Below are 15427 nucleotides of genomic sequence, written 5' to 3' on the forward strand. Positions count from 1 at the left end.
ACGGCTCAGGGGCGATAAAGAGCCAGAAGTTCGTCCACCTTTTTACGTGTGCCGCCGTTGCTGCTAATGCTACGCCGCACTTTGACCTGAAAATGCTTCGCGGCTTTGTACCATTCGCGCGTATCAGGGGTATCGTGATTCGAAATTAACACCGGAATTCTTTTGCTGACCAGCTTTTCCGCCATCTCAGCCAGACGAGCCTGTTCGGCCGGGCTGAAGCTGTTGGTGTGATAGGCGGTGAAGTTCGCCGTCGCAGACAGCGGCGCGTAAGGCGGGTCACAGTAAACCACCGAGTTTACGCCTGCCAGTTCCATACACTCTTCATAGGAGAGGCAATGAAACTCTGCGTTCTGCGCTTTTTCGGCAAAGTGATACAGCTCGTCCTGCGGAAAATACGGGCGCTTATAGCGGCCAAAAGGCACGTTAAATTCCCCGCGCAGGTTATACCGGCACAGGCCGTTGTAACCATGTCGGTTGAGGTAGAGGAACAGCAGGGCTCTGCGGAACGGGTCCTGGCTCTGGTTAAACTCCGCGCGGTACTGGTAGTAAACGTCCGGGTTATTGTTCTCGGGCGTAAACAGTTTGCGCGCCTCGGCGACATACTCATCGGTACGCAGCTTAACGATGTTATAGAGGCTGATAAGGTCGCTGTTGATATCCGCCAGGATATAACGAGAAAAATCGGTGTTGAGGAACACCGATCCTGCACCCACGAAAGGTTCGATAAGACACTCGCCTTTAGGCAGGTGCTTTTTAATATCATCGAGCAGGGGGTATTTCCCCCCTGCCCATTTCAGAAAAGCGCGATTTTTTTTCATGCTGACTAACTGATTACACCTTCTCCAGCTGTGGAGAAAGCTCCGACAGCATCCTGCGCTTTAAACATTACTTCAGATCGGCCTGAACCTGATGAATCGGCTTCGCCCATGGGTTTTTCGCCTGAACATCAGCTGGCAGCGCCGCTACGGCACGTTTTGCTTCATCTTTGGACGAATAAACACCGCTCACCAGCACATACCACGGCTGACCGTTACGGGTCGTCTGATAAACAACGTAGTTTTTCAGATTTGATTTCTTCGCCCAGCTGTTGAGGTTGTCATAGTTAGACGAACTGCTCAGCTGCAGCGTGTAGTTGCTGGATGGCGCAGACTTCAGCGAGCCAACGTTACCTGCAGTTTTACCTGCTGCGCTGCTGGAGGCTGTTGCCGTGGCTGCTGGAGCCGTTGCTGCAGGCGCAGCTGTGGCAGCCGGTGCCGTGGTGGTCGCCGTGGCTTTCGGCGCAGTCTGCGTGACGGGCGCTTTAGCTGGCTCGCTCACCGCGGCCGTTTCGGTGTGTTTCGGCTGTGCCGGTACGGCTTTCACTTCAGGCGCTTTAACGACTGCCTGAGGTTTGGTTTCACGCTTAGGCTCAATCACCGCCTGCTTGCGTTCAGGACGTGTCGCAGTCTGCGTCTGGCGCGGCTTGGTTTCCGTCGCGGCCGCTTGCGGCTGAGCGTTACCACCGCGAACCGGGGCAACGGTTGCAGGTTCAGTTGGCAACGTAGAGTTAACCACGACGTTATCAACCTGCTGCTGGTTCTGCGGCTGCGTCAACGCATTGTTCAGGTCTCCCTGAACTTCTACGCGCTGCTGGCCTTCAGGCGTAGCAGGTGCCTGACCCTGAGCAGGGGTTGAAGAAACAGGCGGCAGAGAAACATCCTGCGGCGCTGCGGTGTTCCCTGCGGTCTGCTCTGCGGAAGTGGTACCCGGAGCAGGCTGCGCACCATTCGCCTGATTGGACGCATCGTTACCGGACAGGTTGATGCTCTTCTCAGCGGAAGCCGTTTGCTCGGTTGAGTTCGTTGACGGTGCTTTAAGCGCGGAGCCAATGCCGACAATCAGCAGCACAAGCACCAGAACGCCAAGGCCCATCATGATGTACTGGCGGGACGCCGGTTTAGGCGCAGCGGCTTTTTTACGTTTACGCGGGCGACGCTCTACAGGCTGTTCGTCCATTGAATCTTCTTCGGACTCATAATCCTCTTCTGCTCGCTCTTCGTGCGCGTTGCGGCTGCGCGAAGGGCGACGATCGTCTGCATCCAGATCAACATCGTCAAAGTTGATCTGCGGCTCGTTATCACGTTCTGAAGATTGACGAGAACGACCAGTACGACGATCGCTGGGATCGGGTTTCAGCTCGTCTTCTGGTTTGAATTCATCCATTTAACACCCCACTCAAAGGCTTATGCCAACGACTTTGCATTTCACCTGAAGCTAAACGACCACCTGCGACAGTGGCCTGACCTTTCTAGTTGTTACGCCTGCTGACAGTCAGCGATAGCGCCAAGAACGACATCGTGCGGCACTCCGCCGCGTACTTCACTCTTCCCTATTGCAAGCGGGAGTACAAGACGCATCTCACCTGCCAATACTTTTTTATCGCGCATCATGTGGGGTAAATACGCTTGCGCCGACATCTCCTGCGGCCCGGTCACCGGCAAACCTGCACGCTCAAGCAGCGCAATAATGCGTGCCGTCTCTTCCGGCTTGAACTGCCCGAGACGTTCGGAGGTGCGAGCCGCCATCACCATGCCGGCCGCAACGGCTTCACCGTGCAGCCAGTTACCGTAGCCCATTTCGGCTTCAATCGCGTGACCAAACGTATGCCCAAGATTCAGTAAAGCACGTAAGCCCGTTTCACGCTCGTCTGCGGCAACAACTTCTGCTTTCAGCTCACAGCAACGACGAATGCAGTATGCCAGTTTAGCCTCATCCAGGCCCAGCAGCGCATCCATATTCTCTTCAAGCCAGCTAAAGAACTCGCCATCCAGAATAATGCCGTATTTGATCACTTCCGCCAGACCAGAAGCCAGCTCGCGCTTCGGCAGCGTTTTCAGACAGTCGAGATCCACCACCACCGATGCGGGCTGGTAGAAGGCGCCAATCATGTTTTTACCGAGCGGATGGTTGACTGCCGTTTTGCCACCGACAGAGGAGTCGACCTGGGACAGCAACGTGGTCGGGATTTGAATAAAACGGACGCCACGTTGATAGCTTGCGGCCGCAAAACCGGTCAGATCGCCCACAACACCGCCGCCCAGGGCAAGCAGTGTTGTATCGCGACCGTGTGGTTTTTGCAGCAATGCGGTAAAGACGGTATCCAGTACCGTCAGGCTTTTATACTGCTCGCCATCGGGGAGAATCACACTGTCGACTTTTACGCCCGCCTGCTCAAGCAGGTGGCGTACGCGGTCGAGATAAAGCGGAGCCAGCGTCTCATTGGTGACCAGCATCGCCTGATCACCCGCTTTCAGTGGTAAAAAGGAAGCTGGGTCGTTAAACAAACCAGCCGCGATGGTGATAGGGTAACTACGTTCCCCGAGAGTAACTGTAATCCTCTCCATGACGCGACATCCACCTTTAATGCTTTTACCCGCAGGCGAGTGTATATAAAGCCAGAATCAGTTGCTTTCCAGCATATGAATAATCTGGTTTGCAACCACTTTAGCGCTCTGGTCGTCAGTACGAATGGTCACATCGGCAATCTCTTCATACAGCGGATTGCGTTCATCGGCCAACGCTTCCAGAACTTCGCGTGGTGGCGTTTCAACCTGCAGCAGCGGGCGCTTTTTATCGCGCTGCGTACGTGCCAGCTGTTTCTCGATAGTCGTCTCAAGATAGACCACTACGCCACGGGCGGAGAGACGGTTGCGGGTTTCGCGAGATTTCACAGAGCCGCCGCCTGTTGCCAGAACGATGCCCTGTTTTTCCGTGAGTTCGTTGATCACTTTTTCTTCTCGGTCACGGAAACCTTCTTCGCCTTCTACGTCGAAAACCCAGCCCACATCAGCTCCGGTTCGTTTCTCAATCTCTTGATCAGAATCGTAAAATTCCATATTGAGTTGTTGAGCTAACTGACGCCCAATAGTGCTTTTGCCGGCACCCATAGGCCCAACCAGAAAGATATTGCGTTTCTCTGCCATTTTATCGGTACTACTAAGACTATTCGTTAATGGTAATCCCCGCTGCGCAGACACCCGGCGTAGCAGGACATGAACTGAAACCTCATATGCAATAGAGCGAGAGTCAGACTAAAAATTATCTCAATACTCCGGCTTGTTTGGCAACTGATTAAATCACCGCGCCGGGCGCATAAGGTAATAAGACGTAAGTCCAACTCAAATCGGTACTCCTTGTATGCTAATTCATGCCCCACGTCAAACATCTGCAACAAACTGAATGCAAATTCATTGCGGGGATCGTTACCCGTCAGCGAATACCGACCAGACGTGGTGTAATAAACACCACTAACTCCCGCCGTTCGTTGTCTTTCCCGTCATGGCGAAAAAGCTGACCAAGCCAGGGGATTTTTCCCAGCCCCGGTACGCTGTCACTGCCGGTTTTGTTCTTCTGCGAAAAAATTCCGCCCAACGCCAGCGTTTCTCCACTTTTTACCTCCACCTGGGTTTCTATCTCCTGTTTGTCGATCGCCAGCGTTTCGCCGTCCGCCTGCTGTAGAACCTGTCCCGGCATATTTTCGCTGATGTGTAGTTTCAGGCGCACGCGTCCCCCCGGTAAGACCACCGGTGTGACCTCCATTCCGAGTACCGCCTCTTTAAACTCAACGGAGGTGGCGCCGCTTTCCCCGCTTGAGACCTGATACGGAATTTCGCTGCCCTGCTTGATACTGGCCGGTTGCCCGTGCGAGGCCAGCAGCCGCGGGCTGGCGATGATATCGACCTGCTGTTTTTGCTCCAGCGCTGAGAGCTCCAGATCCAGCAGCCGACCATTGATCCGTCCGATGTTAAAACCCACGTGGCTGGTGGCGCTGGAGACGGAAAGATCGCTGCCAAGCGTGGTGAGCTGGCCAACCTTGCCCGCGTCGGTGGCGTCGGCGAGATTCCACTTCACTCCCAGCTCACGCAGGCTTTTTTCATTAATGGTCACAATGTGCGCCGCCAGCTCGACCTGTTCGACGGCAATATCCATCTGAGCGGCCCAGCGCTGCAGCGTCTCCACCACCGTCTGGTTATCCCGGATCAGCAGGCGGTTGGTGCGTTTGTCGACGGATAAACTCCCCTTCGGGCTCAGGAGTTTTTCCGCGGCTTTTTGCAGCTCTCCGGCATCGGCATAGGAAAAAGGGATAGTGTGAGACACCAGCGGCGCATCAAGCTGTCGACGCGCCCGATCTTGTTCTGAACGTTCCTGCTGTTCACGCTGCCAGGCGGCGGTATGCACGTAAAAAATGCCCGCGTCCTCGCGCAGGACAAGTCCGGCACTGGAGACTACCGTCCGTAACGCCTGCCGCCAGGGGACGCGCGTCAGGTTGAGCGAAATCGTGCCGTTGACATCAGGCGAGACCACCAGATTACGGTTCTCCTGTGCGACCAGGGCCTGTAACACCTGGACCACAGGAACGTCATCCACCACCAGCGTGACCGGTTTTGGCGCGGCGGCCCACAGCGGATGGCTGAACGCCAGCAGCCACAGCATTATCCGTAAATTCATTCTTATCCGTTCCTTCTCGTTGCCACGTCCATTTTTCTGGTTCACATGTGTCACCCACATCAACAACCAGTTCCGTTGCATTGATGGCTGTTATCGTCCAGCCTGCCGGGAAGCGCTCATGCGTTTTCAGCCGGTACCAGCGCTTTTGCCCATCCTGTAAAATGCCGATAGCCTGCTGTCCTCCCACCATGCCGCGATAGTGCCACTGCGCCAGCTCGCCAATGGCGCAGGGATCGTCCGGCGGGTGAAACGGATCGCGCATGCCGGTCAATAGCAGCGCTGAGCAAACCAGCAAATATCGCGCGCTATTTCGCATGTGCCAGCTCCAGCCGCAGGCGCAACGCTGTACCTTGTGGCACAATCGCAAAAGCGGCGATCTGCACATCCCGCTGCGCCAGCCGGGAGAAAAGCGCCGGAAGCGCCTGCCACTCAACCTCCAGCATCAGTTCCCCTCCGTTCTGCAGCGGCTTCCAGTGAATCAGCGTCGTGTTATCACCCTGAAAATCGAGCGGGGAAAAAGATATCAATTCCCGTGATTCCGGTGTTTCCGGACGAAACGGCACCTTTCTGACGGCAGGCCATAACGCTGCGTTAGCTCTCGTGTCCTGAGTCAGCTGGCGCTGTCGTTCAGCACACTGCCTGTCTACCGGTCTGAGCAAGGTGCCCCACGCGGCCAGTCCTGCCAGGAGACTCCCCAGACACCAGAAGAGCACCCGATACCTGGGACGGCTTTCGCACCAGCGTTCTAACAGGGTATCCACGCGTTACCCCTCGCTTTTAAGCTGAAGGGTGAACATCCAGCGCCCCTGGCTGTCCCGCCGAAGCTCACCCGCCGTCCCGGGCGTAAAACCCGCTATTTGGCCAAGTGCATCGCGCAGAGCAGACAGGGCCGGCAGGGTTATGGCATACCCGCTCAGCATCAGAGCAGGAGGCTGATAGCGCAGCTCTGTCAGCCAGACCTGTGCCGGAATGGTGCGGGAAAGGGCTTCCAGCACCGGTTGCCATGCACGTCGTTGAAGTTCCTGCGCTGACAGCTGCGCCTGTGAGGCGAGTCTCTGCCGGGAGAGAAGCACATGCTGCACGGCCTGCATGCCCGTCAGATCCGTTTGCAGAGCGTGCAGCCTCATAAGAGGGTTCATCCGCAGACAGAAAATGGCCATGAAGATTAACAGTACGGTGCCGACACACATTGCGCCCCAGAAACGCAGGCATCGCGCGCGCCGCTGCTGCCGCCAGGGCAGAAAGTTCATGATGCTCATCCGGGCACCTCGCTCATGGCCAGCGCCAGCGCAACGGTATAATCAGCGCCGCAGTCCGGCAGCGGGGCATGGCAGCGCTCAAGGATTTCCCACGGGTCACGTCGGCTATCAAACAGCGCGATGTCATCCGGACCAAGCGCCAGCAGCGCCGACAGCTCAGCCACATTGTCTGCTTCTGTGGTAAAGCGGCGTCCCCACTGGTGGCGCATCGCCCAGAGCCACTGCCGCTCGTCCCGCCAGGCGATGCACTTCGCTGGTGTCACCGCAGGAAGAAGATTCGCCAGAGCGCTGGCATCCGGCGTAATGGTCATCAGCCGCAAACGCAGCGCCTTCGCCAGCGCCAGAAGGGTGTCAACCTCGTTGTTTTGTGCGGCTGTCACCTGAAAGGTATTGCTGAGCGTATCCTGCACGTAATCGAAACAGAGCGTATCGGCAGACATCTCCAGTTCGCGGGCGAGCGCGGCGCCAAGCCATGAGAGCTGCTCGCTGTCGCGCAGCGCAACGGTCGGACGGGCAAGCGACCGCTGCAGGGTGCGTGCTGCCGGGAAAGAGAGGAACGCCCGGTGGTAGTGCGGCAGCGTTTTTCGCCAGTCGCGTAACGCATCAACCAGCTGTTCTGACTGATAAATTTTGCCGTCACGAATGATGCCTTCAGCCAGCGGGATTGCCCACCAGCGCCGCAAACACCAGCCGGACTTCTCCCGGGCCAGTGCGACGATCAGCACCCTATCCTGTTGAATATGAATGCCCGTTTGCCAAGTTTTGAAAGCCATGCTTCACGATCTCCTTATCGCCCGTCACCCTGACGGCTATATCAATGAATCAGGCTTGCCTTTATACTACCGCGCGATTGTTTAGAAACTGCCCAAGTGAAACCAAATGGGAAATCTCCGGTGAAGTTCGTAAAGTATTTATTCATCCTTGCAGTCTGTTGCATTCTGCTGGGAGCAGGCTCGATTTACGGTTTGTACAAATATATTGAGCCACAGCTACCTGATGTCGCCACGCTTCGCGATGTGCGACTCCAGATCCCGATGCAAGTCTATAGCGCCGATGGCGAGCTCATGGCGCAGTATGGCGAGAAGCGTCGTATTCCGCTGACCTTAAACCAAATTCCCCCCGTGATGGTGAAAGCCTTTATCGCCACGGAGGACAGCCGTTTTTACGAGCACCACGGTGTCGATCCGGTGGGGATTTTCCGCGCCGCGAGCATTGCGCTGTTCTCTGGTCACGCCTCTCAGGGAGCGAGTACCATTACGCAGCAGCTGGCGCGTAACTTCTTCCTCAGCCCTGAAAAGACGCTGATACGTAAGATCAAAGAGGTGTTCCTTGCGATCCGTATTGAACAGCTGCTGAGCAAAGACGAAATCCTTGAGCTGTACCTCAACAAAATCTACCTGGGCTACCGCGCTTATGGCGTGGGGGCTGCCGCACAGGTGTACTTCGGTAAGCCTGTTGAGCAACTCACCTTAAGCGAAATGGCAACCATTGCCGGTCTGCCGAAAGCGCCGTCCACGTTTAACCCGCTCTACTCGCTCGATCGCGCCACCGCGCGTCGGAACGTCGTCCTGTCACGTATGCTGAGCGAAGGCTACATCAGCCAGAGCGAGTACGAGCAGGCGCGTAACGATGTCATTGACGCTAACTACCACGCCCCTGAGATCGCCTTCGCCTCCCCTTACCTGACCGAAATGGTTCGCCAGGAGATGGTGAATCGTTATGGTGATAAGGCCTATGAAGATGGCTATCGCGTGTACACCACCGTCACCCGCAAAGTTCAGCAGGCGGCGCAGGAAGCGGTACGCAACAACGTGATGGACTACGATATGCGTCACGGCTATCGCGGCCCGTCAAACGTGCTGTGGAAAGTGGGCGAAAGCGCGTGGGACAGCAAAAAAATCACCAGTACGCTGAAGGCGTTGCCAACCTATGGCCCGCTCCTTCCTGCCGTGGTGACGCAGGCCGATCCCCAGGAAGCCATTGCAACGCTCGCGGACGGAACCTCCGTCTCCCTGCGTATGGACGGTATCCGCTGGGCGCGTCCGTACCGCTCGGATACGCTGCAGGGCGCAACGCCGCGTAAAGTGACCGATGCGGTACAAACCGGGCAGCAAATCTGGGTGCGCAAGGTAGGTGAATCCTGGTGGCTGGCGCAGGTGCCGGACGTCAACTCGGCCCTGGTCTCTATCAACCCGCAGAACGGCGCCATCCTGGCCCTGGTCGGCGGGTTTGATTTCAACCAGAGCAAATTTAACCGCGCCACCCAGGCGCTGCGTCAGGTCGGTTCCAATATCAAACCGTTCCTCTACACGGCAGCGATGGATAAGGGTCTGACCCTCGCCAGCATCCTGAACGACGTGCCAATTTCCCGCTGGGATGCCGGTGCCGGTTCCGACTGGCAGCCGAAGAACTCCCCTGCAGAGTATGCCGGTCCTATTCGTCTTCGTCAGGGCCTGGGACAGTCGAAAAACGTGGTGATGGTGCGTGCCATGCGCGCGATGGGCGTCGACTATGCCGCAGAGTATCTGCAGCGCTTCGGCTTCCCGGCGCAGAATATCGTTCGCACCGAGTCGCTGGCGTTGGGCTCAGCCTCCTTTACGCCGCTTCAGGTTGCACGCGGGTACTCGGTGATGGCCAACGGCGGCTTCCTGATTGATCCGTACTTCATCAGCAAGATCGAGAACGACCAGGGCGGCGTGCTGTTTGAAGCGAAGCCGAAAATTGCCTGCCCTGACTGCGATATTCCAGTCATTTATGGCAATACGCCGAAATCCGACGTGCTTGAAAACAAGGACATGGAAGACCCGGCCGTGTCGCAGGAGCAGCAGAACGGCGTTGTGCCGCAGCCGCAGCTGGAACAGGCGAACCAGGCGCTGGTGGCGCAGACCGGTGCGCAGCAGTATGCCCCGCATGTGATCAACACGCCGCTGTCGTTCCTGATCAAGAGCGCGCTGAACACCAACATCTTCGGTGAACCGGGCTGGCAGGGTACCGGCTGGCGTGCAGGACGTGATTTGCAGCGCCATGATATCGGCGGTAAAACGGGGACAACCAACAGCTCGAAAGACGCGTGGTTCTCCGGTTACGGGCCGGGCGTGGTGACATCGGTCTGGATCGGCTTCGACGATCACCGCCGCGATTTAGGGCGTACAACGGCCTCCGGCGCGATTAAGGATCAGATTTCCGGCTACGAAGGCGGAGCGAAGAGCGCGCAGCCGGCCTGGGACGCCTACATGAAGTCCGTTCTCGAAGGCGTGCCGGAGCAGCCGCTGACGCCACCGCCAGGCGTGGTGACGGTCAATATCGACCGCAGTACGGGTCAGCTCGCCAACGGCGGTAACAGTCGCGAAGAGTATTTCATTGAGGGCACCCAGCCAACCACACAGGCGGTGCACGAGGTGGGTACAGAGATCATTGACAACGGCGAAACGCACGAGCTGTTCTAAACATAAAAATGCCCGGTAAAAACCGGGCAAAGCATCGTAGGCCGGGTAAGGCGAAGCCGCCACCCGGCTTTTTTTATGGCCTACAGCCGCCCCTGCCCCTTCAGCCACTCCCGAACCAGGAACAGCGCGCTCACGTTACGAGCCTCATTAAAGTCAGGGTCTTCCAGCAGGTCCATCAGATGCGCCAGCGGCCAGCGAACCTGCGGCAGCGGCTCCGGCTCATCCCCTTCGAGCGATTCAGGATAGAGATCTTCAGCGACCACAATATTCATTTTGCTGGAAAAATAGGACGGCGCCATGCTCAGTTTTTTCAGGAATGAAAGCTCATTCGCCCCGAAACCGACCTCTTCTTTCAGCTCGCGGTTGGCCGCTTCAAAGACGGTTTCACCCGGATCGATAAGCCCTTTCGAGAACCCAAGCTCGTAAGATTCCGTTCCCACAGCGTATTCGCGGATCAAAATCAGATGATCGTCGATAATGGGAATAATCATCACCGCTTCGCGCGACGAGGGGCGCATACGTTCATAAACGCGACGCACACCGTTGCTGAACTCCAGGTCCACACTTTCAACATTAAACAGCCGCGATTTGGCGACAGTTTCAACATTCAGAATGGTGGGTTTTTGTAGTGGTTTGCTCATCGTGATGGGTCTTAGCAGTGAGAACTGGGGTTATTGTGCGATACGCCGCACGGTTTCGGCAATGTCAATTGTTCTGTATTTACATTTGTGCAACCTAGCAGGAATCAATCCTCAATTCAAAACAAATGTCAAGAGGTTGAAATGTTTCCAGGAATTTGCTGATATCGCGCCATAACAGGCTTTGCTATCATCACCGGTCACTGGGATGCGCTTCAGAATGCTCAAGTTCGACTCCATACTTGCCGATAGCCAACCACAGACACTCATTCAATGTAAAGGTGCTACTGACTACACCTGTAAGAAGATAAGTAAGATGGGGAAAGCATGAGCACCATTTTGATTGTTCTCGCTGCTATGCTGGCCGGCGCATTGGTTGCAGGGTGGTTGTACAGGCGTCGCGTACAGCGACGTTATCGTCTGCCCTTTTTAAATGCATTTACGGGCGCGACCACGCGTAAACTCACGCAAGAAGAGCGCGATGCAGTTGAAAACTATCTCGAAATCCTGAACCGTTCTCAGCTCACGCCTGGGCCAACGGGAGCCACCACTGCGCCCGTCGCGCTAAAGCTCAATGCGCAAAGTGATACCGTGCTCTGCGTGACGCGCTCCATCACGCGCTATGGCATCACCACTGATGACCCCAACAAATGGCGCTATTACCTGGATTCCGTCGAAGTACATCTCCCTCCGTCCTGGGAGCAATACATTAATGACGAAAACAGCGTTGAGCTGATTCACACCGATTCGTTGCCCCTGGTTATCTCGCTTAACGGCCACACGCTGAATGAATACCTTCAGGAAGCCCCGCGTTTTGCGCTGGAGCGTGCGAGTTCAACGCAGGCTTCCATTCGTGGCGAAGAGACTGAGCAGATCGAACTGCTGAATATTCGCCAGGAGACGCATGAAGAGTACGCCCTGAGCCGCCCGGACGGCATTCGTGAAGCGCTTCTGATCGTCTCCGCCTTCCTGCTCTTTTTTGTCTGCCTGCTGACGCCGGATGTGTTTGTCCCCTGGCTGGCGGGAGGCGCGGTGCTGCTGCTGGCGGCCGGGCTTTGGGGTCTCTTTGCCCCACCGGCCAAAACCTCGTTGCGCGAGATCCACTGCCTGCGCGGTACGCCAAAGCGCTGGGGCCTGTTCGGTGAAAACGATCAGGAACATCTCAATAATATTTCGCTCGGTATTATCGATCTGATCTACCCGCGCCACTGGCAACCGTGGATTGCGCAGGACCTGGGTCAGAAAACGGATATTGATATCTACCTTGACCGCCACGTTGTGCGTCAGGGGCGCTTCTTGTCCCTGCATGATGAAGTGAAAAATTTCCCGCTTCAGCACTGGCTTCGCAGCACGGTCATTGCCGGAGGCGCGGCGCTGGTCTTAGTCATGCTTCTGCTTTTCGTGCCGCTGGATATGCCCATCAAATTCACCCTGTCGTGGATCAAAGGGGCGCAAACCATCGAAGCGACCAGCGTCAACAAGCTGGATGAAGCCGGTGTGCGCGTGGGGGACACGTTGCGCCTGAAGGGTACCGGGATGTGTAATATTCACACCCCGGGGGCGTGGAACACCCGCCAGAATTCGCCGTTTATGCCGTTCGACTGCTCGCAAATTATCTGGAACGACGCACCGCCGCTGCCGCTGCCGGAATCCGAAGTGGTGAATAAAGCCACGGCCCTTACCCAGACGGTGAACCGCCAGCTGCACCCGAAAACGGACGATGACTCGCGCGTCAGTCCCGCGCTGCGCTCGGCCATTCAAAAATCAGGCATGGTTCTGCTGGATGATTTTGGTGACATCGTCCTGAAAACGCAGGATTTATGCTCCTCTCAGGATGAGTGCATACGTCTTAAAAACGCCCTGGTAAACCTGGGTAACAGTAAAGACTGGGACTCGCTGGTGAAACGCGCCGAAGCGGGACGACTGGACGGTGTTAACGTGCTGCTGCGTCCGGTGAGCGCTGAATCGCTGGATAACCTGGTCGCCACCTCCACCTCGCCGTTCATGATGCGCGAGACCACCCGTGCGGCTCAGGCGCTGAACAGCCCGGCACCGGGTGGGTTTGTGATCGTCAGCGATGAAGGCAGCGACCTGGTCGATCAGCCTTACCCGCAGGTTGCGCTTTATGACTACCCGGCGCAGGAGCAGTGGAGCCAATTCCAGCGCCTGGCACAGATGCTGATGCAAACGCCGTTCAGCGCCGAAGGGATTGTCACAAGCCTCTACACCGATGCCAACGGCACTCGCCATATCGGCCTGCACCGGATGCCGGATAGCGCAGGTTTATGGCGTTACGTTGGCACCTCTTTGCTGATGACCGCGATGCTGATTGCCATTTTCTGGAACGGTTTTATGGCCCTGCGCCGCTACCAGCGCTCGCGCACCCGGCTTGCCGACATCCAGCAGTATTATGAAAACTGCCTCAATCCTAAGCTGATCCCCTCGTCTGAGAGCCTGATCTGATAACGTTGTTGCGCGGCAAGATGTGCTACCCTGTCGCGCACGTTTCTTCTGGCTGGAGTTCCCCCTTATGCACCTTGATATCGCCTGGCAGGAGGTTGATACCGTTCTGCTGGATATGGACGGCACGCTGCTCGATCTCGCCTTTGATAACTATTTCTGGCAAACGCTGGTTCCTGAAACCTATGGCGAGCAGCAGGGGATCTCCCCGGCAGAAGCGCAGGCATTCATTCGTTCGCAATATAGCGCGGTCCAACATACGCTAAACTGGTACTGTCTTGACTACTGGAGCGATCGCCTCGGTCTGGATATTTGTGCCATGACCACCGCCCAGGGTCCACGCGCCGTATTGCGCGAGGATACGGTTCCGTTCCTGGATGCGCTGAAAGCAAGCGGCAAGCGCCGTATTTTACTGACCAACGCGCATCCACATAATCTGGCGGTGAAGCTGGAGCATACGGGTCTGGCGTCGCACCTTGATTTATTACTTTCCACCCACACATTTGGTTATCCGAAAGAGGATCAGCGGTTGTGGCATGCGGTGAAGGAAGAGACGGGTTTGCAGCCAGAACGTACGCTGTTCATTGATGACAGCGAGCCCATTCTGGATTCCGCGGCAAAGTTTGGCATCCGCTACTGTTTGGGCGTTACCAATCCTGACTCTGGCCTGGCTGAAAAAAGCTATCTGCGCCACCCTGGACTGAACGACTATCGCCAGATGATCCCCTCACTGACCGTGAAGGAGACGCCATGAAAGAAAAACCCTCTGACGGGGTAAGACTGGATAAATGGCTGTGGGCGGCGCGTTTTTATAAAACGCGCGCCCTTGCCCGCGAGATGGTTGACGGCGGAAAAGTGCATTACAACGGCCAGCGCAGCAAACCGAGCAAGCTGGTTGAGCTGAATGCCACCTTAACGCTGCGTCAGGGCAACGATGAACGTACGGTAGTGATTAAAGCCATTACCGAACAACGTCGACCCGCAACGGAAGCCGTACTGCTTTATGAAGAGACGGCGGAGAGCATTGAAAAGCGCGAGAAGACCGCTCTGGCGCGCAAAATGAACGCGCTGACGATGCCTCACCCGGACCGGCGACCGGATAAAAAAGAGCGCCGCGACCTGATGAAATTTAAACACGGTGAGACTGAATAACCTCACCCGCACGAGAGATGAAAATGGCCCAACACGACCAATTACACCGCTATCTGTTTGAACAATTCGCCGTGCGCGGCGAGCTGGTCACCGTATCTGAAACCTGGAAACAGATTCTGGAAAACCACAACTACCCGCTGCCGGTGAAGACCCTGTTGGGCGAACTGCTGGTTGCCACCAGCCTGCTGACGGCGACGCTTAAGTTTGCCGGTGATATCACCGTGCAGCTGCAGGGTGACGGCCCGATGACGCTGGCGGTCATTAACGGCAATAACCAGCAGCAGATGCGCGGCGTCGCGCGCGTTCAGGGCGACGTGCCTGAAAATGCAGACCTCAAAACGCTGGTGGGTAATGGCTACCTGGTGATCACCATCTCCCCTGAGGAAGGTGAGCGCTATCAGGGCGTGGTGGGTCTGGAAGGCGATACCCTGGCGGCCTGCCTGGAAGATTACTTCATGCGTTCTGAACAACTGCCGACGCGTCTGTTCATCCGCACCGGTGAAGTGGACGGTCAGCCTGCTGCGGGCGGTATGCTGCTGCAGGTTCTGCCTGCGCAGGACGCACAGACCAATGACTTTGAGCACCTGGCGACGCTGACAGAAACCATCAAAGCGGAAGAGTTGTTCAACCTGTCAGCGACTGACGTGCTGTGGCGTCTGTACCACGAAGAAGAAGTGACCGTTTACGACCCGCAGTCCGTGGAATTTAAGTGCACCTGCTCCCGCGAACGCTGCGCTGGCGCACTGAAAACCCTGCCGGACGAAGAGATCGACAGCATCATGGCGGAAGACGGTGAAATTGATATGCACTGTGACTACTGCGGTACGCACTATGTGTTCAATTCAATGGATATCGCTGAGATCCGCAATAACGCCTCCCCGGCAGATCCACAGGTTCACTAAACCTCTTTCCCCTCACCCTATAACCCTCTCCCCTTTGAGGAGAGGGCTGGGGTGAGGGGTAAAAACTCCGCCCAAGCTGAATC

Annotated in this window: 15 protein-coding genes; 5 read left to right on the forward strand and 10 right to left on the reverse strand. The window is 56.5% G+C overall.

Annotation, left to right across the window (positions count from 1 at the left end):
• Positions 1 to 5 precede the first annotated feature (5 nt).
• From dam to AC0TOY_RS02895, 9 genes are all read right to left on the reverse strand, one after another.
• On the reverse strand, positions 6 to 818 hold the full coding sequence (dam, locus tag AC0TOY_RS02855) for an adenine-specific DNA-methyltransferase (protein ID WP_024907922.1): 813 nt from the start codon (positions 816 to 818) through the stop codon (positions 6 to 8).
• Between the two features lie 67 nt (positions 819 to 885).
• A complete protein-coding gene (damX, locus tag AC0TOY_RS02860) occupies positions 886 to 2202 on the reverse strand; it encodes a cell division protein DamX (RefSeq protein WP_024907921.1) in 1317 nt (438 codons plus the stop codon).
• A 92-nt stretch (positions 2203 to 2294) separates the two neighbouring features.
• The gene (gene aroB / locus AC0TOY_RS02865; protein ID WP_024907920.1) at positions 2295 to 3383 is read right to left on the reverse strand and encodes a 3-dehydroquinate synthase; all 1089 of its coding nucleotides are present in this window, start codon (positions 3381 to 3383) and stop codon (positions 2295 to 2297) included.
• Between the two features lie 57 nt (positions 3384 to 3440).
• Positions 3441 to 3962 (reverse strand): shikimate kinase AroK, encoded by a 522-nt coding sequence (gene aroK / locus AC0TOY_RS02870; protein WP_003861630.1) that lies wholly within the window; start codon positions 3960 to 3962, stop codon positions 3441 to 3443.
• 286 nt (positions 3963 to 4248) lie between these two features.
• Positions 4249 to 5487, reverse strand: a complete 1239-nt coding sequence (hofQ, locus tag AC0TOY_RS02875; protein WP_473721468.1) for a DNA uptake porin HofQ — start codon at positions 5485 to 5487, stop codon at positions 4249 to 4251.
• Positions 5399 to 5803: a HofP DNA utilization family protein gene (locus AC0TOY_RS02880; RefSeq protein WP_032645261.1), complete on the reverse strand. Its 405-nt coding sequence runs from the start codon at positions 5801 to 5803 to the stop codon at positions 5399 to 5401. Before AC0TOY_RS02880 ends, hofQ begins: the two co-directional genes overlap by 89 nt.
• On the reverse strand, positions 5793 to 6248 hold the full coding sequence (locus AC0TOY_RS02885) for a HofO family protein (RefSeq protein WP_473721469.1): 456 nt from the start codon (positions 6246 to 6248) through the stop codon (positions 5793 to 5795). The genes AC0TOY_RS02880 and AC0TOY_RS02885 overlap by 11 nt, the downstream gene beginning before the upstream one ends.
• Positions 6249 to 6251: 3 nt before the next feature.
• Entirely contained in the window at positions 6252 to 6746 is a 495-nt protein-coding gene (locus tag AC0TOY_RS02890; RefSeq protein ID WP_473721470.1) for a PilN domain-containing protein, read from the reverse strand.
• The gene (locus AC0TOY_RS02895) at positions 6743 to 7519 is read right to left on the reverse strand and encodes a type IV pilus biogenesis protein PilM (protein ID WP_024907916.1); all 777 of its coding nucleotides are present in this window, start codon (positions 7517 to 7519) and stop codon (positions 6743 to 6745) included. Before AC0TOY_RS02895 ends, AC0TOY_RS02890 begins: the two co-directional genes overlap by 4 nt.
• A gap of 120 nt (positions 7520 to 7639) precedes the next feature.
• On the opposite strand from AC0TOY_RS02895, the gene mrcA reads away from it, so the two are divergent.
• Positions 7640 to 10192: a peptidoglycan glycosyltransferase/peptidoglycan DD-transpeptidase MrcA gene (mrcA, locus tag AC0TOY_RS02900; RefSeq protein ID WP_473721471.1), complete on the forward strand. Its 2553-nt coding sequence runs from the start codon at positions 7640 to 7642 to the stop codon at positions 10190 to 10192.
• 80 nt (positions 10193 to 10272) lie between these two features.
• Here mrcA and nudE read toward each other — a convergent pair whose 3' ends face one another.
• Entirely contained in the window at positions 10273 to 10833 is a 561-nt protein-coding gene (nudE, locus tag AC0TOY_RS02905) for an ADP compounds hydrolase NudE (protein WP_023333707.1), read from the reverse strand.
• Between the two features lie 324 nt (positions 10834 to 11157).
• Between nudE and AC0TOY_RS02910 the strand changes: the two genes are divergently transcribed.
• The 4 genes from AC0TOY_RS02910 to hslO all read left to right on the forward strand — a co-directional run bounded on the left by AC0TOY_RS02910 (position 11158) and on the right by hslO (position 15344).
• Positions 11158 to 13293 carry an intracellular growth attenuator family protein gene (locus AC0TOY_RS02910; RefSeq protein WP_463727366.1) on the forward strand — a complete coding sequence of 712 codons (2136 nt, stop codon included), beginning with the start codon at positions 11158 to 11160 and terminating at the stop codon, positions 13291 to 13293.
• A gap of 67 nt (positions 13294 to 13360) precedes the next feature.
• On the forward strand, positions 13361 to 14044 hold the full coding sequence (gene yrfG, locus AC0TOY_RS02915; RefSeq protein ID WP_024907913.1) for a GMP/IMP nucleotidase: 684 nt from the start codon (positions 13361 to 13363) through the stop codon (positions 14042 to 14044).
• Complete coding sequence (gene hslR, locus AC0TOY_RS02920; protein WP_023333710.1) at positions 14041 to 14442, forward strand: ribosome-associated heat shock protein Hsp15; 402 nt, start codon at positions 14041 to 14043, stop codon at positions 14440 to 14442. Before yrfG ends, hslR begins: the two co-directional genes overlap by 4 nt.
• A gap of 17 nt (positions 14443 to 14459) precedes the next feature.
• Positions 14460 to 15344: an Hsp33 family molecular chaperone HslO gene (gene hslO, locus AC0TOY_RS02925; protein WP_161495995.1), complete on the forward strand. Its 885-nt coding sequence runs from the start codon at positions 14460 to 14462 to the stop codon at positions 15342 to 15344.
• Positions 15345 to 15427 lie beyond the last annotated feature (83 nt).

Source organism: Enterobacter sp. PL_is379, from assembly GCF_055817355.1.

Bases quoted from the DNA above. Each gene is read 5' to 3' on its own strand.
- AC0TOY_RS02880 (WP_032645261.1), bottom strand. From the start codon at position 5,803: ATGCGAAATAGCGCGCGATATTTGCTGGTTTGCTCAGCGCTGCTATTG.
- aroK (WP_003861630.1), bottom strand. From the start codon at position 3,962: ATGGCAGAGAAACGCAATATCTTTCTGGTTGGGCCTATGGGTGCCGGC.
- AC0TOY_RS02895 (WP_024907916.1), bottom strand. From the start codon at position 7,519: ATGGCTTTCAAAACTTGGCAAACGGGCATTCATATTCAACAGGATAGG.
- aroB (WP_024907920.1), bottom strand. From the start codon at position 3,383: ATGGAGAGGATTACAGTTACTCTCGGGGAACGTAGTTACCCTATCACC.
- damX (WP_024907921.1), bottom strand. From the start codon at position 2,202: ATGGATGAATTCAAACCAGAAGACGAGCTGAAACCCGATCCCAGCGAT.
- hslO (WP_161495995.1), top strand. From the start codon at position 14,460: ATGAAAATGGCCCAACACGACCAATTACACCGCTATCTGTTTGAACAA.
- nudE (WP_023333707.1), bottom strand. From the start codon at position 10,833: ATGAGCAAACCACTACAAAAACCCACCATTCTGAATGTTGAAACTGTC.
- dam (WP_024907922.1), bottom strand. From the start codon at position 818: ATGAAAAAAAATCGCGCTTTTCTGAAATGGGCAGGGGGGAAATACCCC.
- AC0TOY_RS02890 (WP_473721470.1), bottom strand. From the start codon at position 6,746: ATGAGCATCATGAACTTTCTGCCCTGGCGGCAGCAGCGGCGCGCGCGA.
- yrfG (WP_024907913.1), top strand. From the start codon at position 13,361: ATGCACCTTGATATCGCCTGGCAGGAGGTTGATACCGTTCTGCTGGAT.
- AC0TOY_RS02910 (WP_463727366.1), top strand. From the start codon at position 11,158: ATGAGCACCATTTTGATTGTTCTCGCTGCTATGCTGGCCGGCGCATTG.
- hofQ (WP_473721468.1), bottom strand. From the start codon at position 5,487: ATGAATTTACGGATAATGCTGTGGCTGCTGGCGTTCAGCCATCCGCTG.
- hslR (WP_023333710.1), top strand. From the start codon at position 14,041: ATGAAAGAAAAACCCTCTGACGGGGTAAGACTGGATAAATGGCTGTGG.